The sequence below is a fragment of the Sulfuriroseicoccus oceanibius genome, assembly GCF_010681825.2.
In the GTDB taxonomy this organism is placed as follows: Bacteria; Verrucomicrobiota; Verrucomicrobiia; order Verrucomicrobiales; family SLCJ01; genus Sulfuriroseicoccus; species Sulfuriroseicoccus oceanibius.
In genome coordinates this window covers 1,710,611-1,735,661 of record NZ_CP066776.1, presented here as the reverse complement: position 1 = coordinate 1,735,661, position 25,051 = coordinate 1,710,611, and the positions used below count along the sequence as shown (strand labels likewise).

Sequence of the window (25,051 nt, the reverse complement as noted above, 5' to 3'; positions counted from 1 at the left end):
AAACTGGCACACTAGCAAACTCATAAAAAAATTCCGCCCGGCCACGCATTGCGCGACCGGGCGGAAAAGTAATCGGAGTCACAAAGGGCTCCAGGATTGAGGAATTGGCAGCTTACAGCTCCACTTCTTCAGCTTCCTGCTCCTTCATGGCTTCCTTGCGGGACATCTTCACGCGGCCCTTCTCATCGATACCGATGCACTTGGCGGTGACCATGTCGCCGACCTTGACCACGTCTTCGACTTTCTCGACGCGGAAGTCAGCAAGCTGGGAGATGTGGATCATGCCGTCCTTGCCTGGAAGCACTTCCATGAACGCACCGAAGTTCGTGGTGCTGACCACTTTACCGGTGTAGGTCTCGCCCACTTCGATCTCAGCGGTACGTGCCTTGATGAGCTGCTTGGCGCGCTCGAGGCCTTCCTGCTTGATCGCGTAGATGTGAACGGTGCCGTCTTCGTCGACGCTGAGCTCGGTACCACTCTCGGCCTGGATGCCGCGGATAACCTTGCCACCAGGTCCGATGAGGTCGCCGATGCGGTCTGGGTTGATCTTGACCGACTCGATGCGAGGAGCGTACTTGCTGATCGCAGGGCGGGTTTCGGCGATGCCTTCTGCCATTGCTGCGAGCACGTCTGCACGTGCGTCCTTGGCCTGGATGATCGCTTCCTCAAGGATGGTGAGTGGGATACCTGGAAGCTTGAGGTCAAGCTGGTAACCGGTCACACCCTCGGTGGTTCCGCAGAGTTTGAAGTCCATGTCACCGAAGAAGTCCTCGGAGCCGATGATGTCGAGAAGACGCTCGTAGCGCTTGATGTTGCCAGCTTCGTCCATGTCGGTCACGAGACCCACGGAGATACCTGCAACCGGGCGCTTGAGTGGCACACCGGCGTCCATCAGAGCCATCGATGCGGCACACACGGTAGCCATCGAGGTCGAACCGTTCGACGACATCACTTCCGACGACACGCGGATTGCGTATGGGAACTCGTCTTCCGATGCGATCACTGGCTCCACCGAACGCTCGGCAAGGGCACCGTGACCGATTTCACGACGGTTGATTCCGCCCATGCGGCCGGTCTCACCCACGGAGAATGGAGGGAAGTTGTAGTGAAGGATGAAGCGCTTGCTGTCGACGCCACCCACGTAGCTGTCGAGCATCTGAGCTTCGTCGAGTGGTGCGAGGGTCGCGAGTCCGAGTGCGGAGGTCTCGCCACGGGCGAAGAAGCCCGATCCGTGCACACGTGGGATCATTCCCACTTCACCAGTCAGCGGACGGAGGTCGCCCACGCCACGGCCGTCGGCACGCTTGCCCTTTTCAAGGATGGAAACGCGGAATGCCTTCTTCTGAAGGAAGTCGAATGCCTGGTCGATTTCGAACGACCCGGTGTCTGGGAACTTGGCAAGGATGGCTTCGCGCACTTCGTCGCGGAGAGCTTCCACTGCAGCACCACGCTCGTGCTTGCTTGGTTTGTAGATCGCGTCTTCGATGCGGTCACCTGCCACTTCGTAGGCCACGTCGAGGAGGTCCTGCTGAGCCACTTTGAGCTCGTACTGACGCTTCTCTTTACCGCAGAGCGAACGAAGTTCTTCCTGCGCTGCAACCAGCACCTGGACTTTCTCCTGAGCGAAGTTCAATGCCTTGATGAAGATCTCTTCAGGAACTTCATCACCAGCACCTTCGATCATGATCACTTCGTCCTTCGAACCAACGTACACGAGGTCGAGATCACTCTCTTCGCGCTCGTCGTGGGTCGGGTTGGCAACGAACTCACCGTCGATACGACCGACGCGCACCGCACCAATTGGCTTGGCGAACGGAATGTCGGAGATGTGAAGTGCGGCCGATGCACCGTTCATCGCGAGGATGTCAGCGTCGTTCACACCGTCAGCGCTGAGAAGCAACGCAACGATCTGGGTGTCGTAGAAGTAACCCTTAGGGAAAAGCGGACGCAATGGACGGTCGGTCATGCGGCAGGTGAGGATTTCCTTCTCGGTCGGACGTCCTTCACGCTTGAAGTAACCGCCTGGGAACTTACCAGCTGCAGATGCTTTTTCTTTGTACTCAACGGAAAGTGGGAACCAGTCCTGACCATCGCGAACCTTGGTCTGGGACACGGCGGTGACCAACACGCTGGTCTCGCCAAGCTGCACCATCACGGCACCGTCTGCCAACGGGGCAAAACGCCCGGCTTCGATGGTGATTTCTCCTGAGCCGACTTGGCTCGTTACTTTATGGATACTCATATTTCTTTTTCTTTTGTTTTCTTCTTTTCGGATAGGAAAGGGATATGACGGGAGCCTTCTACCAAGGCGGGTACCCGTTGTGCAAAACAAATCAGGCTCCGAGGTGATTCCCCCGGAGCCTGATCGCTGCGATTACTTACGCAGACCAAGCTTTTGGATCAGTTCCTTGTACTGCTCTTCATTTTCGCGCTTCACGTAGTCGAGAAGCTTGCGGCGGCGCGCAACGAGTTTGAGGAGACCGCGGCGGGACGAGAAGTCCTTGCGGTTGCTGCCCATGTGGGCGGTCAGGTGAAGGATACGCTCGGTAAGACGGGCGATCTGAACGTGGGAGCTTCCGGTGTCGGACTCGTGCTGACGGAAGTCGTCGATGTTGATGGTCTTTGCTTCGCTCATAGTAGTAGTCGATTTCGATTTGCCACGGATTGGTAAGAAGCCCCATGCGAGCGAGGAGCCCGGCACCGACAGCAGGAAGCTGAAAGATTCTCCAGTATCCAACCGTTCAGGCCGCTCGGACCAATCCGAGGTCGCATACCGTGACTCCAGATGGAAATCATATCGGCACACGACTCGGGGAACAAAGCACGCATCGACTACATTGCAATCCGTAACTTGAATATTCCCACACCACTTGATTCCCCGTCAGATCGGGACTATCGCCCGTATCTCTAGGCAAATTTCGCAACTTGATGCACTGCCCGGAGCGTAAACCAAAGCGAATACCCCCCGCCAAAGCGGCGCCTCCTCCCCCGGAGGACCGCTCCGCACCCGCTGCAATGATCGACCACAAGCCCAAAACCCTGCCGGCAATCATCCTGCCGGAGTGCGTATTACTCCCCCACTGCGGTCTCCCCCTCCACATCCACGAAGAACGCTACCGTGCGATGATCAAGGACGCCTTGCAGTCCCACCGCATGATGTGCGTCGCCACCAAGGCTCCCGATCACGACCTCACCCCGAACGCCAACGAAATCGAAGCCATCGGCACCGCCGGAGTCATCCGCGCCTGCGTCGGCCAAAGCGACGGATCATCCAATCTCATGCTCCAAGGCGTCGGCCGCGTCCATTTCGACCACTGGCACCTGGAGAACGACGCCCCATACCCACTCGCCGACCTCACCTGGATCGACGAAGACCAATCAAAGTCACCACGCCGAGCCGACGCCCTGCGCAACGAGGTGATCAATATCCTCAACGACCGCCTGTGCCAGGAGGAAAGCGACGCACGGCAACTGCTCGATCACCTCCAATCCACCAACGATCCCGGCCAGGTCGCCGACCTCGTCGCCTACCACATCCTGGGCGACGACACACAGCTCATGCGCAGCGTCCTCGAAGCAACAGACCACAGCGACCGCTTGGAGCTCGTCTGCGCACGGCTTCACACGTTCCACTGAGCTGCCCCCGGCATGCCCCGCTTCACCGCCCACAGCAACCCATCGCTTCCGAAGATCGGCATCGATCTGGGCTACAGCGCAACCGCCAAGTCCACCGGCATCGCCATTTCCTCAGATAGCTGGGTCGACACGCTCAGCTTCGGCAACTGCATCGAAACCGTCGCCTCCCGCCTCCAATCCGACGGTCCACACACGCTGATCCTCGAAGCGGTGCTCTCCACCTACCACACCCCGGACGGCAACCCAGCCATCCGCGGACCATTCGAAAAAGGGCGCGGCTGGTACCACGGCCCAGGCGTCACCACATTCGCCGCCGCCCTGCGCTTTCTCCGCGAACTGGATCGAAAACTCCCACCAGAGCTTCAACAGATCCCGTTGGTCGAAGGGTTCCTCAGCTACAAACCCGTGCGCACCCGTCACGAAGACGACGCCCGGCGCATGCTCGATGAGTTCGAAACCGCCGAGCGCTTCAGCCCGCATCCGGACAGCGAGCCCATTTGCCAGTGTATCGAAGGCGTTCCGGAAATCCTCCGCTACAACCCGCCCCACCAAAAATAGCGGAGCGATAAAAAAAAGCCGGCGTGCTCCCTACTCAGGCCGCCCGCCATCGATCGCCCACCAGTCCGCATCGCCATCCACCGCGATATCCAATAGCTGGTCATACTCGTCAGCCGGCATTTCCACACAGCCGAACTGCACCAGATGATCGTTGCTCCATTGCGTGTCCAGCAAGGTAAACCCACCGGCCCGCATCCGCTCGACCAAGTGCACCAAGCTCACCTTCGAGGCCTCACTCACCCGCGAAAACATAGACTCACCGAAAAACGCGGACCCAAGGCGCACGCCATACAAGCCGCCCACCAACTCGCCATCCCGCCACGCTTCCACCGAATGCGCGCACCCCAGCCGGTGCAGCTCCCAGTACGTCCGCACAATCGTCTCGGAAATCCACGTCTCATCCCTCTCGGCACAGCCCTCGATCACCTCGAGAAACGCAGTGTCCACCCGGATCTCAAATGGTTGTTTCTTCAACACGCGGCGCAAGCCCTTGGGGATATGAAACTCATCCAATGGAATCACCCCACGCATCTCTGGCGAAAACCACCCGATATGCCCGTCCTCCATCGCCATCGGAAACATGCCTGAAGCATAAGCCGACAACAAAAAATCCGGATCTATGATCTCTCCTATTGGGGCAAATTCACTCACCCCGCGACTATCGCATGCCACCATCAGGAGACAAGCCACGATCCCCCACTCCCGCCGTGATTCCCGCTTGCATTTCACACAATCCGGCCACTCCTTTCCCAATGCGGACCGCTCTCTATCCAGGCTCCTTTGATCCCATCACCTACGGCCACCTCGACATCGTTCAACGCGCCTCAAAGCTCTTCGACGAAGTCATCGTCGCGGCAGCACACAACGACGCCAAGAACCCGCTCTTCACCAACGAAGAACGCGTCGACCTGATCACCGAAACCCTCGCCAAGGCAGGGATTACCAACGCACGCGCCGTCACCTTCGACGGACTCTTGGTCAACTACGCCGAGCAACTCGGAGTCACCGCCGTGATCCGCGGCCTGAGAGCCATCTCCGACTTCGAATTCGAATTCCAGATGGCTCTGATGAACCGCAAACTCAAACCTGAACTCGAGACAATCTTCCTGATGCCAAAGGACGAATACTCGTATCTTAGTTCACGCATGGTCAAAGAAGTCGCCCGTCTCGACGGAGATATCTCATCCTTTGTCCCCCCACACATCGCCACCGCCCTGCGCTCCAAACTGAAGGCATAGTATCTTTCCACAGATTTCGCGGATTGACGGGATTTTGCGCAAGCGATGAGCGAAGTTTACGATCCACTCGCCCCTCACCCATAATCCCTCGCAAAACGTAAACACTTAACACGTAAAACCAGTATCTCAGGGTTAAGCGAAACACCCTTCCCTACTTCCTACTGGCTACACGCTACTTCAAAATGTCTCTCAACATTCATCTCGACGACATCCCGGTCGCCGGCCTCCACGTGGTCGGTGAAACCTCCGAGGACATCTTCCAACTGGCGGACAACGATGCCCGCCCACTCGGCCCACTTCATTACGACCTCCGCGCCTACAACTTCGAAGAAGTCGTCCGCGTAGAAGGCACGCTGGAAGCCGACTTCGAACTCGAATGCACCCGCTGCCTCGAGCACTTCCCCTACCACCACCGAATCGAAAATTACTCCGCTGAAGTCGAAACCGAAAATCGTCCAACGATCGATTTGACAGAGCGAATCCGCGAAGATATACTTCTCGACCTTCCGGCCTACCCGCATTGCGACGCAGCAAGCGACGACAGGGAATGTTCGGTCGGTGATCGGTTCACAGCCCGTCCAGACGACATCGACGATGCCGAGGAAGACGCAAGTGACCCTTCATCTCAGGATGGTCCTGATGTTTGGTCCGCATTGGACCAATGGTCATCCAACGACGATGAAAAATCGAATCCATAGCCGACTGCCAGACGGCGCCATCCTGAAACTTTAGAAAACTTAACCAACCAACCACCATGGCTTCTCCGAAAACCAGAACCTCCAAGTGCCGCAAACGTCAACGCCGCGGCGCCAACCGCTGGCACGCTCCTAAGTTCCAAACCTGCTCCGAGTGCGGAAGCACCAAGCCTGGTCACATCGCATGCCCATCCTGCGGCTACTACGGTGACCGTCAGGTGTTGGACGTCGACACTTTCTAATCACTCCATCCGGATCACCGGATAGATTAAGATTTCAAAAAGACCGCCTGATCTCAGGCGGTCTTTTTTCGTGCCCATATCCCAACACCCCAAGCCCCACCGCCGTCACACGTAAGCCTCCACTCAGCCTGACCTCCGCCGCCACGCCACGTTGAGCTCAAGCGCACCACCGCCCAGCTCACGCCACTCTCCCTGCACCAAAGCTGCATTTCATACCAGCCCGGGACGCAGCCCCTGAATACCGCCGTCTCCCCTACATCAGCGGCCTGAAAGCCCCTCCTCATCGCGCCCCCCACGGTCACCCGCAACGAGAACCTCCGCCACACGCCCCATCGCGAAGCGATCGCTTACCGGTTAGCCGGAGGTTTCAACCTCCGGATCCTGCCCCCCTCAAACCACCTCGTCCCGGAGGGACAGCTTACCCCACTCCTAGAACTGGAAATAGATAAAGTTCGACGACACCGGACTCCGCAGCGCAAAGGTCGCCATCACCAGCAGAAAGACCAACACCGCCTGCAACACCACACCGCCCCAGCGGTTCTCCCATCGCGGCCACACCCGCTCCAACCAACCTGTAGGCCCTGGATCCACGGCAGCATGGATCCACAAAGGCAACGCCAGAATCTGGGCATGCACCGCAAAATACAAGCCGGTCTCCCAGTCCGCCACCGAAGCCTCCCACGGCACCAGCGCGAAATAGCTCAACAGGTACTCTGTGTTCTGCTCACGGAACATCATCCACCCCACGTGCATCAGCACAAACGTGGCCAACCACGCGCCGGCCGTCCGCACCCAGCCCATCGGAGCGCCCCCGCTCTCGCCTTTCCCCTTCCTGAAACCGGACCACAAATGCTGCAGCGCCACCAACGCGCCATGGTAGAGCCCCCAGATCACGAAGTTCCAGCTCGCCCCGTGCCACAAACCGGACAGCCCAAAGGTCACCAGCAAGTTCACCGCCACGCGCCTGGGCTTACACCGGGAACCACCGAGCGGAATGTAGACGTAGTCGCGGAACCACGTGGAAAGCGAGATGTGCCAGCGGCGCCAGAACTCCGCCGGCGATGTCGCACAATACGGGTGACGGAAGTTCCGCATCAAATCGAAACCCAACAACCTCGCCGCGCCACGGGCAATATCCGTGTAAGCACTGAAATCCGCGTAAATCTGCACACCGAACGCAATCACCCCACCCGCCACAATCGGGAAGCTCGGATCCTCAATAGAGAACGCGCGGTTGGCAATCAACCCTGCTCCATCCGCAATCACCAGCTTCTTGAACATTCCCCAGCAAATCCGCACCAAGCCAAGCCGCCAGCCCGTCCAGTCCAGTACACGCGGCTTCTGGATCTGCGCCAGCAAATGCCCGGCGCGCTCAATCGGCCCCGCGACCAACTGCGGGAAAAACGACACAAACAACGCGTAATCCACCAACGAATGGCGGACCCGCTCACGCCCGCGGAACACATCCACCACGTACGACGCACTCTGGAATGTGTAGAACGAAATCCCCACAGGCAGCAGGATGTCGATCATCGGCCGCGACCAATCCCAACCAACAGCGTGAAACGCCGACCACACCGCATCGGTGAAGAAGTTGAAGTACTTGAAGCCACACAACACCGAGAAGGTCGCCGTCAGACTCGTCGCCAAAATCCGCTTCCGCCCGCGCGACCCCGCAGGCCGCGCGACCAACAATCTAGCCGCCGTGTAGTCGACCAGCGTCGTAAACCCCATTAACAACCCGTACCACGGGTGCACCCAGCAGTAGAAAACATAGCTCGCAACCAATAGCAGCACATTCTGCACGCGGTGCGGCAACCACCAGTACGCAGACACCAGCAACGCCAGAAATATCAAAAACTCGAGCGACTGGAATATCATGACAATTTCGTAGGCGAAGCAACCGCTGCACTCGCCGATCAAGGGCGCTATCCGTTTGCCATAACTAGCCACACGACTCAACCTCCGCCCACACCTCACCCCCAACTTCCCAATCCTCACCCAAATATCCGCGTATCCCGCACAAGATCGGGCGCTTCCACCACGTTGATCGACGATCACTTTGACCTCGCGCCCACATTATGGATTGATCAATCGGTACCCTCCCCGAGCTCATGACCCGCCCATGGTTCAAACTTCCGCGTCACTTCGCACAACAAATGGCCGCCCGCTGGCGCCGCCATGACAACACGGATGCCGCCGCCGCGCTCTCGTTCTACACATTGCTCTCCCTCGTCCCCGTCATGCTCGTGGCGATCACCCTCGCCGGCACCGTGCTCGGACGTCAGGCCGCCCAGGGGGAGCTGCTCAAAGTGCTGGAGCAAGTCATGGGACAGGACTCGGCCATGATGATCAACGACCTGCTACTCAACTACGCGCTATCTCCAGGCTGGAATGGCACCTTCGTCGTCACAGCGCTCACGCTCTTCTTCTCCGGCAGTGCCTCACTTGGCCGCACCCGCAAGATGCTCAACCGCATCTTTGAAATGGACCCCGCCCAGCCAGCCCGCAAATGGCCGGCCCGCCTCGCCAGCCGCGGCATCTCCGCTGCCATGATGCTACTCTTCGGCTTCCTCGTCGTCGCCTCGGCAATCTTCAGCACGGTGCTCGGACACTTCGCAGAGAACGCGGACTCGGAGCTTCTCAGTCGCATCCGCTTCTTCCACCGCATCCAGATTTTCTCATCCTATGCCGCCATCACCATTGGCTTCGCATTGCTGATGAAGGTCCTCCCCCGCCGCCGCCCGGTGTGGCACGCCGCCTTCGCCGGAGCCGCGGTGAGCGCACTGTTAGTCGCCTCGCTCAAGTTCGGACTCGAACTCTACCTCCACTACGCCCCGGGCCTAACCTCGATCTACGGCGGTGCCGCCACCGTCTTCGTTCTCTTCCTCTGGATCTACCTCGCCGTGCTCAGCTTCATCATCGGCGCAGAAGTCACCAGCATCCTCAACCTCCACGGCCAAAAACGACGCGACGCCCGCCGCCGCGCCGCCCTCGCCGGCCACCCCGGCCCCTACCGCGTCCACTCCCACAGCCCCCTGCTCGAACAAGAACAAAAGGACGACGAGGACTAAGCAGCCTCGTTAAACTCGACTCGCCCCCATCGCAATCGGCATCGCTGAGGCACGCCGCACGAATCGCTCCGCTCCGATTGCGATTTGGATAACGATAAGGATACAGACAATTACCGCGACGCCGCTCCTCGTTCCACAGCCCTCAGGCGCCCCCATTCCCCGAAGGGGAAATGCAAACCAGCCCAGGGTGACGGGAGCCTCAGGCGACCACACCGTGGGATTGATGCCCGCGCACAACCGGCCGAGCGGACGACCTCGACTAACCAGAGCACCCACCCGACGGCCGCTCAATCAGCTCCGAGACCACGGTTCGATCAGGATTGCGATACCGATACCGATACCGATACCGATATCGATATCGATATCGATAAGGATAAGGATAAGGATAAGGATAAGGATAAGGATAAGGATAAGGACGACTAAAGCCACGCAGGCTCAGTCACCTAAAACATAAAACCTAACACCCTAAAACCTTCCCAAAAAAAATCCGGCGCACGGGGACGGATCCCCATGCGCCGGACAATTTAAAAACTACCAATACAACCGCTCGCCTTAGGCGTAGCGCTTGAAGAGCAACGATGCGTTGTGACCGCCGAATCCGAACGAGTTGCTCAGAGCTGCGTCGACCTGCACTTCGCGTGCAGTGTTGGCGCAGTAGTCGAGGTCACACTCAGGATCTTGGTTCTCAAGGTTGATGGTCGGCGGGATGATTCCCTCACGCAGCGCTTGGATACAGGCAATGGCTTCCACACCACCTGCAGCACCGAGAAGGTGACCGGTCATCGACTTGGTCGACGAAACGATCAGCCCGTCCTTGGCATAGTCACCGAAGACCTTCTTCACTGCCTTGGTTTCGCAGATGTCACCAAGACCGGTCGAGGTACCGTGTGCGTTGACGTAGCCCACTTCTTCCGGGTTCATGCCAGCGTGGCGCAAAGCCATCTGCATACAGCGGGCAGCGCCTTCGCCTTCCGGCTGCGGAGCCGACAAGTGATACGCATCACCCGACACACCGTAACCGACGATTTCGGCGAGAATGTTCGCACCGCGCTTCTTGGCGTGCTCGAGTTCTTCGATCACCAAGCAGGCAGCACCTTCACCCATCACGAATCCATCACGATCGACGTCGAACGGGCGCGATGCACGCTCAGGCTCGTCGTTGCGGGTCGAAAGCGCACGCATGTTGGAGAAGCCACCCACACCCATTGGCAGGATGGTCGATTCAGCACCACCGACGAGGAATCCGTCTGCGTCACCGAACTTGATGATACGCCAGGCTTCACCGATGTTGTGGTTGGCGGTGGCACATGCGGTAACGATCGCCATGTTTGGTCCGCGCAGCCCGAGCTCCATCGAGACGAGTCCGCTCGCCATGTTCGGGATCATCATCGGGATGGTGAATGGAGAAACACGACCAGGTCCCTTGTTGAGGAGTGCTTCGTGGTTCTTCTCAAGGTAACCAAGACCACCAATGCCGCTGCCAAGCATCACACCGAAGCGATCGGCGTCGATGGAGTCATAATCGATGCCACTGTCCTTCCACGCCATCTTGGCGGCACCCATTCCGAGGTTGATGTAGCGGTCGGTGCGGCGGGCGTCTTTTGGTTTATTGAAATACTGCGAGGCATCGAAATCGCGCACCTCACCGGCGATGCGGCATGGGTAATCACTGACGTCAAACTGAGTGATCGGGCCGATCCCGCTCTTGCCGGCGATCAGGCTTTGCCAAAAGGTCTCCACATCGTTGCCCACTGGGGAGACGGCTCCCATTCCGGTAATGACTACTCTACGGTCCATAATCGTGTCTTTGGTGGTTTGTCGGGGCCATTCACTTGGATGCATCCTGATGACCCGAATCCATACGCCCTTTGAATAAGCCAGCCTCAGCCACTTGGCAACAGGGGAGTTGCCCGTTCTATGCAGCTATCTGACACGAATCCAGCATAAGAACAACGCAATCCACGCTCACAGACGCGGGCGATGCTTGTCTGGTCGGTTCACACGGCCACAATGCGGGCACGGCGCACACTCCTGCCCCCGCTCGAGCTTGTACCCCGCCATGCACCCGCGGCACACCAGATGCCGCTGCCAATCCTCGCGCTCGCGGCGTCTGCGCCTGCTGTTCAGGATCACCGCCACCACGGCGATGAACACAAGCATCCCGCAGATATACAAGATCACCATCTGTGAGAGCTCCAATTGAATCATAAGCGCATCTTATCCGTTCACCCCCTACCACAGACGCAGTTGCCAGCTCTGCCAGATACCCGGCTCAACCTGCTCCAATGGCAGCTTCGCCCCGATCAGAAAACGCCGCATCGCCGTGACCACTTCGGCCACCGCCCGGTCACCAATTGCCCCGGTCACCACCCCGTGGCGGTCCACTCGCAATTCAAAGCTCACCGTGCGCCCGAAGTGAGCCTTCCAAAACGCGTCGTCGAGCCCGTCGACATCAATCACCACCTCGACTCCGTCCGCACGCACCAACCGCACCTGCGTCGGCACCTGCCACTCCTGGGCCGGCCGGCCATCCCGCAATTCCGCCACACCGTCGGCCAGCGGCGCCAACTCGGTCACCACGCCGTCCAGCAAGCTCGGAAAGCGCTCACCCTCCAGCTCCTCCAACGCCACCGGCATCGGCAAAGCACTCAACTCATAGTCGTCGAATGAAGGTGTCAACCGCACGCCGGAGTCCAACTTCCCCGTCGAGCCCGCCGACACATCAAATGCATTCAGCGCCTCGGAATGCGCCAGCAGCACGCGGTTCGCCATCGGATCCGAACTCCGCAACATCAACACCCGCGCATCATTCCTCAGCGTCTGCCCACGCTCCGGCGACGCCAACTCAAACAGGTAGAACGCCACCAAATGCAACACCACCACCGCGAGCAACAACCAGCAGAACTTGAAGGACGGAAAACGGAAGCGCCGCCAGCTGAACATCAACTGCACCGGCTCGTCGTCCACGCGCTTACCCGAAAAGATGGAAAACCATGCCATAGCCCGCTCCGCGCTTACGAATCCGCCGGGGTTGCGGCAATCGCGACCGCAAACCCACGCGCGAGCACCTGATTCTGAATATCCATCACCCGCCCGTGCGGGACATAGCGGTCGGCGCGGATGATCAACGCCCCCACTTTACCATTCTCCTTACGATCCTCTGCGGCCAACGCATCCAGCATCGCGCCCAGCTCAGCATAGGCCACAGGCCTGCGGTCGAGCAAGATCGTCGGCTGGTCGCCCGCCGGTACCACCAGCGTGTGGCCCACATTGAAATCCCGCAGCACAAACTGACTACGCGGTAGCTCGATCGACGCACCAGACGGCACCACCAGATCCGAGCCCAACAAAAAGAACAACATCAGCGAGCACATCACGTCCATCACAGGCGCCACCAACAACAGCCCAGGATTGAATCGTAAAGTCGAGTGCAGCTTCATCAGTAGAATCTCCAAAGGCTCGTCAGGCAGCGCAAACGTTCATCACCACCCGTGCCAGCATCGGCATTAGCCTTTCTTGTGCGCCCCCTTTTGCCCCTTCTCATCAGCCACTTCGCTGCGCTCGTCACTGAACGACAAAATCTCGCGGTCGCGCTTCGATTCACTGATCAGGTTCACCACCTCGATCCCCGCACGCTCCATCTCACGCATCAGGCTGCGCACGTTCGACGCCAAAAACGAGTACATGATGAAAACCGGCACAGCCACCACCAGGCCCGCGGCCGACGTCACCAAACTCTGGTAAACCCCGCGGAAAAGCTGGAACGGCGACGCATAGCCACTCACCTCACTCACCTGAATGAACGTATCGGTCATCCCAAGAATCGTCCCCAGCAAACCAATCAACGGCGCCACAAAAGCAATCGTCGAAAGCACCGGCAGATAACGCTCGAGCCGCTGCACTTCCAGCTGCCCAGCCTCTTGCACAATCTCCTTCAACTCCGCACGCGGCGCATCATGATGCAGCACCGCCGCGTGAACCACACGCGCCACAGGCCCCGGAGTTCCCAAACATTCACGCACCGCTTCCGCATACTCTTTGCGACGCAGCCGACGCCCGATCCCCTCAAGCAACAAGCTCACGTTGATCGACGCCCGATGGTAATAGAGAAAGCGCTCTGCAGCCACAGCCATGGCAAAGACACTGCAGCCCAGCAATAGCCACATCAGGTGTCCGCCTTTTTCAATAATCTCCAACATAAGATGAGAGGCACATTCGATGACCTTCGGCGAACGATCAAGGAGCAATCCGCCCCACTGTCCGGAACCACGAAGTCCGCCAAAACCGCCTCAGTGTTTAACATTCCTTAAGAAACTCGGCAAGAGGAACTTCCAGCAACCCGCAGGACGACACCTGCGGTCGTGGCTTTTGTTCTTCCGCAGATGGATAGGATGATCGGGATCGAGCGGAAGCGAAGCCCGGGAACCACGTCACACATGGTAGCTTTTGGGGATCCGCAGATTACGCCGATGCCGCAGATTTTGAATTGGAGGTTCGGTGTCCCCACCGACATCGCCAGCTGGAGCACAGCGACCACTCCCCCATAACTCACGCAAAGCCCCCAAGATCCCAAAGGGCCTCAATTCGGCCACCGCAGACGGGGACGGCACCAGACGTCGTGGCTCTGTTTTTTCCACAGATGGACAGGATGAACGGGATGAGGCGGAAGCGGATAACGCTAACCACTCGGAACGCTAAGCTTCCGCTCGGCAAGCCCCCCCCCCCGCGCGCAGCGCTCTCTCTTCCGCACACCTCGACCACGTCTCACGTGGCGGCTTTTTGGGATCCGCAGATTGCGCCGATTCCCCAGGTTCTAAATTGGAGGTTCGGTGTCCCCACCGACATCGCCAGCTGGAGCACAGCGACCACTCTCTCATAACTCACGCATCCTGAAACAGCCCCCCAAAACCTCTGCGTCTCAGCGTCTCTGCGTGAGCCTTAATCCCGTCAATCATGTAAGTCCTGTCCAAAAAGCAAGGTAAGCCCCGCCCCCTACCAAGCCTCTATAACCACAACGCGCCGACGGGATCACTCCCGCCGGCGCGTGTGAATCAATCACATCGACCGCTCACGCAGCCTTCGCTTTCTTCGATTTTCCAAAGATCAAATACACACAAACCCCGGCACCGACCAACAACGCCACCGCAAGCACCGGACGGAAAACAATCCACGCCACGGCAATGGTGATCAACCCAGTCACCGCCGCCAGCAGGAGCGCCACAAACGCAGTGCCCGCCCCCACCAGGTTGCCGATGAATGGAACCACATCCGCCAGCACCGACAACGGAGCCATCAGCATGTTGAAGCCGATGAACATCATCACCAATCCAACCACACGCAGCACCCAGGTCATTACCTTGTTGTTCTCCTGAGCCGTCTCAAACATCGCCTTGGCCGACACCGTGCCTCGCTCAAGCAGGCTGATGGTACCACCGGCCTCGGTCTGATACGGTTCGAAGGTATCGCTCACTTGGGCCGCGACCACACTGACCTCCTGTTCCGGCACCTCCTGGAAGCTCACCCGCAGGTCCCCCACCACCGGCGCCGCTGGATCCGCCCCGATGAAAATGGTCGAACCACTGGCTGTCGCCTGACCGAATGTCGCCGGCACTTGGTAGTCCGCTGGCAAGGTGTACCCCTCAGCGCCGTTGATCTTACTGACCTGATGGTCCGCCAATGTGTAGGCGCCCAGCGTGACCGGCTTGGCAGTGAAGCGCGCACTTTGCACCCGCATCTCGGTCGGGTTGACATGATCTTCAGCCTGTTTGAAGTCGGCCGAGCGCTGCAGCTGCTCGCTCCACTCTTTCACATAGGAATAAGTGGTCACAGTCTCGGTACCACCGCCGAGTTTCTTCCGCGTCTCCTTCTCCTCGTTCTCCTTCCACTGGTACATCTCGACCGTACGCACCAACTTGAGCCCGCCGGTTGAAAGCCCAAACTCAGGGTCCGCCGGACGGTCGTCACTGGTGGCCAACCCGGAGGTGTGAACGAGTTGCCCGTCATGGCTGCTATCGATCGAATCCGAGGCCACCGAGAGCACTGCGCCTCCCCCTTCTTTCAGCGTTTTGTAACGCTCCACCGATCGCCCTTCGTTCCAACCCAACAACACCACCGCGATCACAATCAACACAAGGCCGACAAAGATCCCCTTGATCGACGATCCGATGCGGGAAAACCACGAGGTACTGGTGACTTCTGTAAATGTATCTGACATAAGCTACAATTTTCTAACACTAACCAAAAACTACGCGAGGTGAACGCGCACCCATCCAGAGTCAGGATCGTTACCCGGGCAATCCAATCCCGCGCGCACTTCGTACACGTGCTCCGCATACTTGCCTCGGTAGATCGCCGGCGCGTTGAGGGGAATGGTCACCTCACCGGTCCATGATTCATTCGCCCCTGCCGCCAGCGTCCCGGCACCCGTGACATTCAGTTCCGCGGTGTAGGTCGTCTCGCTGCGGTACACGCGGTTGTCATCGTCACTGCTGGTGCTCGGCACATCGATGCTCTCGACTCCCCGCACCTCGACATACACCCGGCTGAAATTCACATCGCTGTCGTTGGCCACCGCTTGGACCGTCACCTCGAACGGCTCACCCATCGTCACTGGCGCGGCCGTTACCGATACCTTCGCAGCATTTCCCGTGATCGCATTTGCCAATGACTTCACTTTGTCAAAAAGACCCATAATCAGATTGTGTGTTTGCTAATCTCCCCCGGAATCCGGTCCATGACCTCCGCGAGAAAGAACACACAAAGTAGCAATCACAGCCCGTGAAACAAGTGGAGCGCGGAGCATGCCCCCCCCCGTGCCAACGCAAGCCCAAATTTACATCCTGCAAATTTCCTACCCAGCGCTCGCACACCGCAGATGATGTCGACGTCTAACGTCGTGGTGTTGTATAGATCCGCAGATTACGCCGATTCCGCAGATTCTAATTGGAGGTTCGGTGTCCTCACCGACTTCACAGCATGGAGCGCAGCGACCACTCCCCTAAGACTGACGCAAAGCCTAAAGATCCCAAAGGGCCTCAATTTGAGAAACGCAGATGAGGACGGAGTCTAACGTCGAGGCTTTGTATTTTTCCGCAGATGGACAGAATTGCCGGGATGAGGCGCAAGCGATGACCTAAAGCCGCCTGGAGCGCTGAGCTTCTGCTCGGCAATCCATCCCGACCCGCGCGCAGCGCGCTCACTTCAGCACGCGAGAGTCACGTCGCTCGTGGTGGCCATTTGGGATCCGCAGATTAAGCCGACTCCGCAGATGAAAATTGGAGGTTCGGCCCCGCGTCCGCGGAACCAACTTCACCACATGGAGCTCAGCGACCACTCAGCCTGTTGAGACCCACGCAAAGCCCCAAAGGTCCCAAATACCTCCATTCAAACACCGCAGACGAGGACGGCGACCGTAGAACGCGGCTTCCAGCTTTACCGCAGATGGTCAGTATGAGCCGGATAGATCGCAGGCGCTTAGCCCCAATGGAAAAACCGCGAAACAAAACAACCCGCTTAATTCGACGGCGGTGCACACACGTCCGCCATCACCTCAACTGCTAGAACGCCTTTTCAATGCTTCTTTTTAGGTGTTGGCATGTAAATACCCCACTGATCACCCTCATTAATCAGAAAGTAGGACCGCGTTCTACCCTCAGACTTGATTACAACCCGATGCGATGGAGGTGGAGCGTAGTCAAAACGCGACCTCAATGGAAGCTCCTCCACATCACCCACCTCTTCAATGGTTATGACCGAATCCTTGGCGACGGAATACTTCAATTCCATTTGAATGAGTCGCTCAAGTAGCTCGGAGTCGTTGAAATCAACTAAGCAAGAATTAGATATGAGAGATTTATACTGCTCATAGTTCTTAGCATTAATGACTGCGTTCACCCTTTCAACAAAGGATTCAGCTTTGGTTTCTGAACCAAATACTGAAAAGTGAACAGCAAAGAACGAGATTACAACGAGCTTGAGCATACGGTGCATTCTAGCGTCAAAGGCCATGCACCCCTGACCGGGAGCGCACTTTCGACTGCGGGTTGAGGTTTATCTTACAGGTGATCATGGAACTCAGAGCGGGTCAGGGGTTGCATGCGCCGGCTTGTTCTCCTTTTGATTCGATACTCTTTCTCTCAAAATACTCCTCAGTGAAAACAGGCACATACTGTTTAACATTCTTATCAAGTGGCCATATCCCTAAATCAAAACACAGCAGAGCCAGCTTCTTCAAGTCATGCTTACGCCACTGACTCTCAGCTAGCGTGGGGATTGTTTGAACACCATTGCATTCGAAACATACTTCAATAGCTCGTTTCGCCTCTCCATCCGCGCCATAAAAGATGAAGATATGATGTGGAACATAGCAGGCAACGTGAGGCAATGCCTCACCACCTGAGAAAATTGCACTTAACAAGCTGTTGCTTTGCCCTGGTGATAAATCACTTTTTTCCTCCTGATATTTCTCCAGCAACCTGGTGTTGATCTCACCATCGCGGCAAAGCGTGAAAACGTCCGAAGAACCCTCTTCCCCTACATCCGGGATTCTGAAGCGATAACCAATTATTGCGGAAAAGTTCTCAGCGTTCCAGTCAGCAGGAATTCTAGGAAGTTCCTCGACTGGCAAAGCTCTAACTTTTTCCACATCTTGGTTGATAGCCCCATCTTGCCTCGTAACACATGAACCGAGAGTCATTGCAATTATCGAGATGATTAGACCTACTTTCAATTTTTCAGGAGAACAGTTTTATTACTACAGGGGTTGTATTTTCAGGGGGAGACAATACCGACGTCGCGAGCCCCTTGATTTGGAATCACTTCGGGACGGAGTGTGGAAAGTAGGGCTTATGGGGTCAAGGATTGCGGCGCGTTTGGTGTATTTTTTCAGTCGTTAGGAAGCCCCCCCCAGTGGACAATCCGGAAAACCATCGAGTCGGAATCCTGAAGGGGCTGTTGAACGGAACGCACCACACCGATTCATGAACTGCTCATGAGGTGCTCCCCCCTCCCCCAGGCACAAAAAAAACGCACCGGCGGGGATATCCTGCCGGTGCGTTGTGGTTTGCGGAGTTCTCCGCAAGAGGATCAATGAAGGAAGTGGCGGTGGCCGGTCATGACCATCGCGATGTCGCGCTCGTCGGCGGCGGCGATGACTTCCTTGTCGCGGATCGAGCCACCTGGCTGGATCGCGGCGGTGGCACCGGCTTCAGCGGCGGCGATGAGGCCGTCGGCGAATGGGTAGAGGCCGTCGGAGGCGACGACGCTGCCCTTGAGCGAAAGGCCGGCTTCCTTGGCTTTCCAGACCGCGATACGGCTGGAGTCGATGCGGGACATCTGGCCGGCACCGATACCGAGCGTGCGGTCGCTGTTAGCAAACACAATCGCGTTCGAGCGGACGTGCTTGACCACGCGCCAGGCGAACTTCATCGCCTCGATCTCGTCGGTTGTTGGCGGGCGCTTGGTGACGACCTTGTCTTCGATGTCGCCGAGGCCGAGGGCGCGGACGTCTTTGTCCATCACCATGAAGCCACCTGGAGCCGAGCGCACGACCGGGTTGGCCTGGACGTTGGCGTACTCAGGAGCCATGCGGATGAGGCGCAGGTTCTTTTTCTTCTGAAGGATGGCACGGGCATCGCTCTCGAAGTCAGGAGCAATGATAACGTCAGTGAAGATTTCCGAGATCACACGGGCGAGTGCTTCGTCGAGCGGACGGTTGCAGACGATCACGCCACCGAATGGAGCCTGGCGGTCGGTTTCGAATGCCTTGTCCCAGGCAGCGCGGATACCGCTGTCGTCGGAGCCCACACCGCATGGGTTGGTGTGCTTGAGGATTGCCACGGTAGGGCGGCGGAACTCGGAGATGAGGTCGGCCGCGCCTTCGATGTCGAGCACGTTGGTGTAGGAAAGATCCTTGCCCTGAAGCTGCTCGAAGTAGTCACCGAAGTTGCCGTAGAGGCGGGTTTCCTGGTGTGGGTTGTCGCCGTAGCGGAGCTGTGCGTAGAGCGGTGACTTGATCTCGAGGGCTTCGCTCTTGCCTTCGTCTGGCGCGAGGTAGGTCGAGATGGCGGTGTCGTAGGCAGCGGTGCGCTGGAAAACTTTGATCGCGAGTTGCTCGCGGGTCTTGAGCTGGGTTTCCCCGTTCTCTTTGATCTCGCCGAGCACCTTGTCGTAGTCGGCTGGGTCGACCACCACGGTCACCGAGTTGTAGTTCTTGGCGGAGGCGCGGAGCATTGCCGGACCACCGATGTCGATCTTCTCGATCGCCTGGGAAAGGGTCACGCCCTCCTGAGCCACGGTCTCCTCGAACTTGTAAAGGTTCACCACCACGAGGTCGATCGGCGGGATGTCGTTGGCCTTGGCCTGGGTGCGGTGGGTCTCGTCATCGCGGCGGAAGAGCAATCCACCGTGGACTTTCGGGTGCAGCGTCTTCACGCGGCCGCCGAAGAGCTCAGGGAACCCGGTGTAGTCGGAAACGTCGGTCACAGGGAGGCCTGCGTCGCGGATCGACTTGGCAGTTCCACCGGTGGAGAGAAGTTCAATCCCCTGGTCGTGGAGACCCTGTGCAAATTCGACAAGTCCGGTCTTGTCTGAAACGGATAACAGCGCGCGTTCAATCTTCATAAACTCGATATCTGGAATAGCCCGACGGGACGGCCGAAACCACCGCGGTTTCGCAACTTGCAACTCGCCGCCAATCGAGGCAAGAGGAAATCCTGCCGAGGCGCGCGCCATCATCCACCGATCCCCGAGCGCATGGGGATCATGGCTACTCTGGCGCACGATATTTTTGCATGCCCACCTGGAGGTAGCGACCTTTTCCGTCGATCGACTGGTCGCCGGTGCGCAGGTAATAGGTCGGCGCGCCATCTTCCTCGGCGGGATCCGGCACCGGGTTGTACTTGTCCCCTTCCTTGTCGCTCACCGGTTGGTAGAGCCAGTACTTCCCGTCGTCGGTACGCCCAACGCGCAGCATGTCGAGATCGTTGAAGCGCTTTGGCTTGCGAGCGCGGCGGAAGAGTGGCTCGCCATCAAAGCGGCACACCTCGCGCCACAGATCATCAAGGTTGGCTTCTTTGTCCCCCTGGGAAAACAATTCCAAGTCCCCCACTCCGGTGGTCGACACAAATTCCTCCACCTCGGTGCGATGCATCGAATCAGCCAAGCGCAATCCGGCCACCACCATCATGACCACCGCGAAAAATGCCAGCACCTTGCCTGACGACTGACGCGGTTGGTTATTTTCGGGCGCTCCGGATCCACGTCCGAACTCGTCCTCTTCAGGATGGCGGTTGATTGGGCTCACGGCGGAACCATGGCACCACACAGCCAGCACTGCAAGAGGCTCATCCATCACGCCAAATGCAGGGCAACGCGCAGCCACTCGTGCCACCGCCACGAGCGGGTATCGGTCATTTCAGGGACTTGCGCCACCGCGGAACCTGCAGCACACTCTACCAACTCGTGGGGCGCGGACGCATTGCCCCACCATTCACGGAGCCTTTCTAGCTATGAATATTGTTGTCGACGGAATGGGCGGAGATTTCGCCCCGAAGAATGTCATTGAGGGCGTAAAGCTCGCCCTTGCCGAGCGCAAGGACATCACCAAACTCCTCCTCACCGGAGACGAACAGACTCTCAAGAACGCGATGCAGGCCGCAGGTCTCAGCGACCGCCGCATTGAAATCGTCCACGCCAGCCAAGTGGTGGACATGCACGATCCCGCCACCGCCCCGCTGCGTCAGAAGAAAGATTCGTCGATCACCGTCGCCGCCGACCTGGTCAAAAAGGGCGAAGCCGAAGCGGTCTTCTCCGCCGGCCACACCGGTGCCTCGGTGGCCGCCACGTCGGTGAAATGGCGCATGCTCAAAGGCGTCGACCGCCCGGGTATCGCCTCGCCGGTTCCTGCCGAACACGGACTCGGACTGATCCTCGACGCCGGCGCCAACGTCGACGCGAAACCACAGCACCTCGTTCAGTACGCGGTGATGGGCTCGGTCTACCTCAAGCACGTCATCGGCGTACAGTCGCCAAAGATCGGCCTGATGTCAGTCGGCGAAGAGGACCACAAAGGCACCGATTTCACCCGCGAAGTCTTCGGATTGCTCAAGGACGCCCCGGTGAACTTTGTCGGCAACATCGAAGGCAACGACATCTTTGATAAAGGCATCGACGTGATCCTCTGCGATGGATTCACCGGCAACGTGGTACTCAAAACCTGCGAAGGCACGGCCAAGATCATGTTCAAATGGTTGAAGTCGGAGATCAAAGCGAGCCCGCTGCGCATGCTTGGCGCGCTGATTGCCAAAAACGCCTTCAAGTCAGTCAAGGAACGCGGCAGCTACGAGAGCTACGGCGGCAGCCCGCTGCTCGGAGTCAATGGCATCTGCATCATCGGTCACGGCTCGTCATCCGCTCTGGCGGTGAAAAACGGCATCCGTGTCGCCTGCGAAAGTGTCAGCCACCGCGTGAACCCGCACATCGAAGAAGAGCTCGCCAAGCTTGGCAAGTGACCATCCATGGCGTAGGGATGTGCCGCGTTTGCGGTCATCCCCAGGATCACGCCGCCCACTGATTTTCCAAAATTTCACTTAGCGAATCCCATGTCTGAAATTTCCCTCTACCCGGTTCAAGTGGCCGGCACCGGATCCTACGTTCCGGAAAAAGTTCTGACCAACGCCGACCTGGAGAAACTCGTCGACACCTCGGACGAATGGATCACCACCCGCACCGGCATCAAGGAACGCCGCATCGCCGCCGATGACCAAGCCACCAGCGACCTGGCCACGGCAGCCGCCAAGGCAGCTCTTGAAGACGCCGGCATCACCGCCGCCGACCTCGACTTGATCATCGTCGGCACCGTCACGCCAGACATGGCATTTCCAGCCACCGCCTGCTTCGTCCAACAGAAGCTCGGCGCGAAGAAGGCCGTGGCTTACGACGTCTCGGCAGCCTGCTCGGGATTCCTCTACGCCATGAACATCGCTGCCGCCCAAATCGGCGCCGGCGCGATCAAAAACGCCCTCATCATCGGCGCGGAGAAACTCTCGTCACTGGTGAACTGGAATGACCGCAACACCTGCGTGCTCTTCGGCGACGGCGCGGGCGCTGCCGTGCTCACCCGCGGCACCGAGGACTCCGGCAAGATCCTCGCCACCCGCATCGGCACTGACGGACGCCAGACAGGTATCCTCAAAGTGCCATGCTCAGGTACCGCACCAGCTCCGGGCGCGGACGATCCATCGTGCGAAACCGAAAACGGCACCATCTTCATGGCCGGCCGTGAAGTCTTCAAACACGCGGTCACCGCAATGAAGAAGGGCTCGCTCGACGTCATCGCCGACGCCGGCCTCCAGCCTGGCGACATCGCCAAGGTCATCCCTCACCAGGCCAACCTGCGCATCATCGAAGCCATCCGCGAACGCCTCGACCTTCCGGAAGAGCGCATGTTCGTCAACTTGCAGAAGTACGGCAACACATCGGCTGCCGCCGTTGCCATCGCATTGGACGAAGCCCACAAAACCGGTGCCATCCAGCGCGGCGACAACATCGTGCTCGTCGTCTTCGGCGCCGGCCTGACCTGGGCCGCCGCTACCATCGAGTGGTAAGAGCAATCCGCTGAGCTTGATTCTCACGCCCGCGTTAACGCACTCCCCCGAATCATTTCAGGGACGCGTTGCGCGGGCGTTTTTATTTTCCTACCATCGCCCCGCCCTCATCGCCTACCATCGCCGGCACCACCGCCCGATCCAACTTTACCATTTTCCCAGACGTGTCCTATCGCAGCACTCCCACCGACACCACCAAGATGCCTGGCGGCATCCCGTACATCATCTCGAATGAAGCCGCCGAGCGGTTCTCGTTCTACGGCATGAAGGCGGCGCTTGCCATCTTCCTCGCCAACTACCTCGGAGTCATGGGCGGCACGTCCATGAGCGAGACCGAAGCCACCTCCTACGTCTCGTTCTTCAACTCCGCGGTCTATTTCACCCCCATTCTCGGAGCCATTCTCTCGGACGTCTTCCTCGGCAAATACAAGACCATCATCAGTCTCTCCATCGTCTACTGCCTCGGCCACCTGGCGCTCGCCTTCATGGGCATCGGCGGAGTCGTGCAGTTCTGGCTGCTCAGCGGGCTAGGCTTGATCGCACTCGGAGCCGGCGGCATCAAATCCTGCGTCTCCGCCCACGTCGGCGATCAGTTCGGGCGCGGCAACGCCCACCTGCTGACCAAGATCTTCAACATCTTCTACCTCTCGATCAACTTTGGCGCCGTCGTCTCTAACCTCGCCATCCCATTGATCCTCAAATGGCACGGCCCGCACTGGGCATTCGGCATCCCCGGCGTGCTGATGGCTCTGGCCACCGTCGCCTTCTGGATGGGGCGCAACAAATTCATCCACGTCCCGCCACACGGCCGGCATTTCTTCGATGAGCTCTTCAGCCGCGATGGTCGCAGCGCCTTGTTCAAGCTGATCCCACTGTTCCTTTTCGTGGCGGTGTTCTGGTGTTTGTTCGACCAAACCGCGAGCACCCTCGTGTTCCAGGCCGAGAAGATGGATCTCAATGTGTTCGGCATCACCGTCCTGCCATCGCAGATCCAGGCCGCCAACCCGTTCCTCATCCTCGTCCTGATCCCGCTCTTCACCTGGGGCGTGTACCCGTTGGTCGGAAAGATCGTGCCACTCACCCCGCTGCGCAAAATTGGTGCCGGTCTTTTCCTGATGGCCGTTGCGTTCGCTGTGACCGCTTTGGCGCAGGAGTCGATCGACGCCGGCAACACACCGAGCGTCTGGTGGCAGATTCTCGCCTACGTCATCCTCACCGCCGGTGAAGTGATGGTCTCCATCGTTTGTTTGGAGTTCGCCTACACGCAGTCGCCGAAGAAGATCAAATCGTTCGTGATGTCGCTCTATCTGCTTTCCGTCTTTGCCGGCAACCTCATCACCGGCATCGTCAACATCTACATCCCCGCTCCAACACCGGAGTTCGACACCCAGGGCACCAATATCGGGTTAGACCAACAAGCCGGCACTCTCGACGACCTGCAACGCCAGGACAACGTCATCGTCTCGGCCGTGACCGACGACCTCCAAGCCGCCGCCCAACGCGTGATCACCCATTTCGACACCCAGGGCGAACTGCCGGAATCCCTCGACAACCTGCCACTCGACCCGTGGGGCAACCCACTCACCTACCAGCGCCTCCACACCAAACAAGCACGTATCGTGTCGATGGGCCCTGACGCAGAACCCACCACCCAGTGGGATCTCGGAGTCACACTCGAAGTCCACAAAGCCGACGAATACGGCGAGGGCACATGGCTCTACGAACAACGCAAAAAACAACAAATGGAGCGCTCAGTGGACAAGGAAGCCTCGTCGTTGACCACCACTTGGTTCGCCGGTGGCCAGCCTCGTCTCGAAGGTGCCGCCTATTTCTGGTTCTTCACCAAACTGATGCTCGGCACGGCCATTGTCTTCATTCCATTCGCAATGGCCTACAAGCCCAAGACCTACCTCCAGGATCCCGCCGGCGACCACCCGTCCGCCGAGGCATAATCCAGATGCCGCGCGTAGCAAACCGTAGTCTGTTGCCACCCCACCTGCTGCA

Annotated in this window: 24 protein-coding genes; 9 read left to right on the top strand and 15 right to left on the bottom strand. The window is 58.5% G+C overall.

All coding sequences use genetic code 11. The annotated features are described in order from the left end of the window. Positions 1–112 precede the first annotated feature (112 nt). Complete coding sequence (locus tag G3M56_RS07005) at positions 113–2,242, bottom strand: polyribonucleotide nucleotidyltransferase (protein ID WP_164361500.1); 2,130 nt, start codon at positions 2,240–2,242, stop codon at positions 113–115. Between the two features lie 132 nt (positions 2,243–2,374). Continuing rightward, on the bottom strand, positions 2,375–2,635 hold the full coding sequence (gene rpsO, locus G3M56_RS07000) for a 30S ribosomal protein S15 (RefSeq protein ID WP_164361498.1): 261 nt from the start codon (positions 2,633–2,635) through the stop codon (positions 2,375–2,377). Between the two features lie 380 nt (positions 2,636–3,015). Here rpsO and G3M56_RS06995 point away from each other — a divergent pair, with 380 nt between their 5' ends. Together G3M56_RS06995 and G3M56_RS06990 are read left to right on the top strand one after the other, a co-directional pair. After that, positions 3,016–3,636 carry an LON peptidase substrate-binding domain-containing protein gene (locus G3M56_RS06995; RefSeq protein WP_164361496.1) on the top strand — a complete coding sequence of 207 codons (621 nt, stop codon included), beginning with the start codon at positions 3,016–3,018 and terminating at the stop codon, positions 3,634–3,636. A 12-nt stretch (positions 3,637–3,648) separates the two neighbouring features. Continuing rightward, positions 3,649–4,194: a hypothetical protein gene (locus G3M56_RS06990; RefSeq protein WP_164361493.1), complete on the top strand. Its 546-nt coding sequence runs from the start codon at positions 3,649–3,651 to the stop codon at positions 4,192–4,194. Between the two features lie 30 nt (positions 4,195–4,224). Here the strand turns inward: G3M56_RS06990 and aat are convergent, their stop codons facing one another. Continuing rightward, positions 4,225–4,869 (bottom strand): leucyl/phenylalanyl-tRNA--protein transferase, encoded by a 645-nt coding sequence (aat, locus tag G3M56_RS06985; protein ID WP_164362013.1) that lies wholly within the window; start codon positions 4,867–4,869, stop codon positions 4,225–4,227. Positions 4,870–4,946: 77 nt separating this feature from the next. Here aat and coaD point away from each other — a divergent pair, with 77 nt between their 5' ends. From coaD to rpmF, 3 genes are all read left to right on the top strand, one after another. Continuing rightward, the gene (gene coaD, locus G3M56_RS06980; protein WP_164361490.1) at positions 4,947–5,432 is read left to right on the top strand and encodes a pantetheine-phosphate adenylyltransferase; all 486 of its coding nucleotides are present in this window, start codon (positions 4,947–4,949) and stop codon (positions 5,430–5,432) included. Between the two features lie 182 nt (positions 5,433–5,614). Beyond that, entirely contained in the window at positions 5,615–6,130 is a 516-nt protein-coding gene (locus tag G3M56_RS06975) for a YceD family protein (RefSeq protein ID WP_164361488.1), read from the top strand. Between the two features lie 56 nt (positions 6,131–6,186). Continuing rightward, on the top strand, positions 6,187–6,369 hold the full coding sequence (gene rpmF / locus G3M56_RS06970; protein WP_164361486.1) for a 50S ribosomal protein L32: 183 nt from the start codon (positions 6,187–6,189) through the stop codon (positions 6,367–6,369). Between the two features lie 429 nt (positions 6,370–6,798). Here the strand turns inward: rpmF and G3M56_RS06965 are convergent, their stop codons facing one another. After that, positions 6,799–8,250, bottom strand: a complete 1,452-nt coding sequence (locus tag G3M56_RS06965) for an MBOAT family O-acyltransferase (RefSeq protein ID WP_164361484.1) — start codon at positions 8,248–8,250, stop codon at positions 6,799–6,801. A 233-nt stretch (positions 8,251–8,483) separates the two neighbouring features. On the opposite strand from G3M56_RS06965, the gene G3M56_RS06960 reads away from it, so the two are divergent. Further along, positions 8,484–9,443 (top strand): YihY/virulence factor BrkB family protein, encoded by a 960-nt coding sequence (locus tag G3M56_RS06960; protein ID WP_164361481.1) that lies wholly within the window; start codon positions 8,484–8,486, stop codon positions 9,441–9,443. A gap of 552 nt (positions 9,444–9,995) precedes the next feature. Here G3M56_RS06960 and fabF read toward each other — a convergent pair. The 11 genes from fabF to G3M56_RS06905 form a co-directional block, all read right to left on the bottom strand. Continuing rightward, positions 9,996–11,240, bottom strand: coding sequence for a beta-ketoacyl-ACP synthase II (gene fabF / locus G3M56_RS06955; RefSeq protein WP_164361479.1), 1,245 nt, complete (start codon positions 11,238–11,240; stop codon positions 9,996–9,998). Positions 11,241–11,408: 168 nt separating this feature from the next. Further along, positions 11,409–11,651, bottom strand: coding sequence for a hypothetical protein (locus G3M56_RS06950; protein WP_164361477.1), 243 nt, complete (start codon positions 11,649–11,651; stop codon positions 11,409–11,411). Positions 11,652–11,675: 24 nt separating this feature from the next. After that, on the bottom strand, positions 11,676–12,443 hold the full coding sequence (locus tag G3M56_RS06945; RefSeq protein WP_164361476.1) for a hypothetical protein: 768 nt from the start codon (positions 12,441–12,443) through the stop codon (positions 11,676–11,678). A gap of 14 nt (positions 12,444–12,457) precedes the next feature. After that, positions 12,458–12,883 (bottom strand): ExbD/TolR family protein, encoded by a 426-nt coding sequence (locus G3M56_RS06940; protein WP_164361474.1) that lies wholly within the window; start codon positions 12,881–12,883, stop codon positions 12,458–12,460. Between the two features lie 66 nt (positions 12,884–12,949). After that, positions 12,950–13,642: a MotA/TolQ/ExbB proton channel family protein gene (locus G3M56_RS06935; protein WP_164361473.1), complete on the bottom strand. Its 693-nt coding sequence runs from the start codon at positions 13,640–13,642 to the stop codon at positions 12,950–12,952. 869 nt (positions 13,643–14,511) lie between these two features. Further along, a complete protein-coding gene (locus G3M56_RS06930; protein ID WP_164361471.1) occupies positions 14,512–15,657 on the bottom strand; it encodes a TMEM43 family protein in 1,146 nt (381 codons plus the stop codon). Positions 15,658–15,687: 30 nt separating this feature from the next. Beyond that, complete coding sequence (locus tag G3M56_RS06925) at positions 15,688–16,134, bottom strand: hypothetical protein (RefSeq protein WP_164361469.1); 447 nt, start codon at positions 16,132–16,134, stop codon at positions 15,688–15,690. An 878-nt stretch (positions 16,135–17,012) separates the two neighbouring features. Then, positions 17,013–17,423 carry a hypothetical protein gene (locus G3M56_RS06920; protein WP_164361467.1) on the bottom strand — a complete coding sequence of 137 codons (411 nt, stop codon included), beginning with the start codon at positions 17,421–17,423 and terminating at the stop codon, positions 17,013–17,015. A gap of 103 nt (positions 17,424–17,526) precedes the next feature. Beyond that, positions 17,527–18,171 carry a hypothetical protein gene (locus G3M56_RS06915; RefSeq protein WP_164361465.1) on the bottom strand — a complete coding sequence of 215 codons (645 nt, stop codon included), beginning with the start codon at positions 18,169–18,171 and terminating at the stop codon, positions 17,527–17,529. A gap of 356 nt (positions 18,172–18,527) precedes the next feature. Next, entirely contained in the window at positions 18,528–20,063 is a 1,536-nt protein-coding gene (purH, locus tag G3M56_RS06910) for a bifunctional phosphoribosylaminoimidazolecarboxamide formyltransferase/IMP cyclohydrolase (protein ID WP_164361463.1), read from the bottom strand. 145 nt (positions 20,064–20,208) lie between these two features. Next, a complete protein-coding gene (locus G3M56_RS06905) occupies positions 20,209–20,793 on the bottom strand; it encodes a hypothetical protein (RefSeq protein WP_164361461.1) in 585 nt (194 codons plus the stop codon). A 157-nt stretch (positions 20,794–20,950) separates the two neighbouring features. Here G3M56_RS06905 and plsX point away from each other — a divergent pair, with 157 nt between their 5' ends. The 3 genes from plsX to G3M56_RS06890 all read left to right on the top strand — a co-directional run bounded on the left by plsX (position 20,951) and on the right by G3M56_RS06890 (position 24,999). Beyond that, entirely contained in the window at positions 20,951–21,952 is a 1,002-nt protein-coding gene (gene plsX, locus G3M56_RS06900) for a phosphate acyltransferase PlsX (RefSeq protein ID WP_164361459.1), read from the top strand. A gap of 90 nt (positions 21,953–22,042) precedes the next feature. Continuing rightward, positions 22,043–23,047 (top strand): beta-ketoacyl-ACP synthase III, encoded by a 1,005-nt coding sequence (locus G3M56_RS06895; protein WP_164361457.1) that lies wholly within the window; start codon positions 22,043–22,045, stop codon positions 23,045–23,047. 164 nt (positions 23,048–23,211) lie between these two features. Further along, on the top strand, positions 23,212–24,999 hold the full coding sequence (locus G3M56_RS06890) for a POT-type proton-dependent oligopeptide transporter (protein ID WP_235203637.1): 1,788 nt from the start codon (positions 23,212–23,214) through the stop codon (positions 24,997–24,999). Positions 25,000–25,051 lie beyond the last annotated feature (52 nt).

What these genes read in the sequence shown, in the direction of transcription:
- G3M56_RS06930 (WP_164361471.1), bottom strand. Translation starts at nt 15,657, where the DNA reads ATGTCAGATACATTTACAGAAGTCACCAGTACCTCGTGGTTTTCCCGC.
- G3M56_RS06940 (WP_164361474.1), bottom strand. Translation starts at nt 12,883, where the DNA reads ATGAAGCTGCACTCGACTTTACGATTCAATCCTGGGCTGTTGTTGGTG.
- G3M56_RS06965 (WP_164361484.1), bottom strand. Translation starts at nt 8,250, where the DNA reads ATGATATTCCAGTCGCTCGAGTTTTTGATATTTCTGGCGTTGCTGGTG.
- G3M56_RS06975 (WP_164361488.1), top strand. Translation starts at nt 5,615, where the DNA reads ATGTCTCTCAACATTCATCTCGACGACATCCCGGTCGCCGGCCTCCAC.
- G3M56_RS07005 (WP_164361500.1), bottom strand. Translation starts at nt 2,242, where the DNA reads ATGAGTATCCATAAAGTAACGAGCCAAGTCGGCTCAGGAGAAATCACC.
- G3M56_RS06995 (WP_164361496.1), top strand. Translation starts at nt 3,016, where the DNA reads ATGATCGACCACAAGCCCAAAACCCTGCCGGCAATCATCCTGCCGGAG.
- aat (WP_164362013.1), bottom strand. Translation starts at nt 4,869, where the DNA reads ATGGTGGCATGCGATAGTCGCGGGGTGAGTGAATTTGCCCCAATAGGA.
- purH (WP_164361463.1), bottom strand. Translation starts at nt 20,063, where the DNA reads ATGAAGATTGAACGCGCGCTGTTATCCGTTTCAGACAAGACCGGACTT.
- plsX (WP_164361459.1), top strand. Translation starts at nt 20,951, where the DNA reads ATGAATATTGTTGTCGACGGAATGGGCGGAGATTTCGCCCCGAAGAAT.
- G3M56_RS06925 (WP_164361469.1), bottom strand. Translation starts at nt 16,134, where the DNA reads ATGGGTCTTTTTGACAAAGTGAAGTCATTGGCAAATGCGATCACGGGA.
- G3M56_RS06905 (WP_164361461.1), bottom strand. Translation starts at nt 20,793, where the DNA reads ATGGATGAGCCTCTTGCAGTGCTGGCTGTGTGGTGCCATGGTTCCGCC.
- G3M56_RS06950 (WP_164361477.1), bottom strand. Translation starts at nt 11,651, where the DNA reads ATGATTCAATTGGAGCTCTCACAGATGGTGATCTTGTATATCTGCGGG.
- G3M56_RS06945 (WP_164361476.1), bottom strand. Translation starts at nt 12,443, where the DNA reads ATGGCATGGTTTTCCATCTTTTCGGGTAAGCGCGTGGACGACGAGCCG.
- fabF (WP_164361479.1), bottom strand. Translation starts at nt 11,240, where the DNA reads ATGGACCGTAGAGTAGTCATTACCGGAATGGGAGCCGTCTCCCCAGTG.
- G3M56_RS06935 (WP_164361473.1), bottom strand. Translation starts at nt 13,642, where the DNA reads ATGTTGGAGATTATTGAAAAAGGCGGACACCTGATGTGGCTATTGCTG.
- G3M56_RS06895 (WP_164361457.1), top strand. Translation starts at nt 22,043, where the DNA reads ATGTCTGAAATTTCCCTCTACCCGGTTCAAGTGGCCGGCACCGGATCC.
- rpmF (WP_164361486.1), top strand. Translation starts at nt 6,187, where the DNA reads ATGGCTTCTCCGAAAACCAGAACCTCCAAGTGCCGCAAACGTCAACGC.
- G3M56_RS06960 (WP_164361481.1), top strand. Translation starts at nt 8,484, where the DNA reads ATGACCCGCCCATGGTTCAAACTTCCGCGTCACTTCGCACAACAAATG.
- rpsO (WP_164361498.1), bottom strand. Translation starts at nt 2,635, where the DNA reads ATGAGCGAAGCAAAGACCATCAACATCGACGACTTCCGTCAGCACGAG.
- G3M56_RS06920 (WP_164361467.1), bottom strand. Translation starts at nt 17,423, where the DNA reads ATGCTCAAGCTCGTTGTAATCTCGTTCTTTGCTGTTCACTTTTCAGTA.
- G3M56_RS06990 (WP_164361493.1), top strand. Translation starts at nt 3,649, where the DNA reads ATGCCCCGCTTCACCGCCCACAGCAACCCATCGCTTCCGAAGATCGGC.
- coaD (WP_164361490.1), top strand. Translation starts at nt 4,947, where the DNA reads ATGCGGACCGCTCTCTATCCAGGCTCCTTTGATCCCATCACCTACGGC.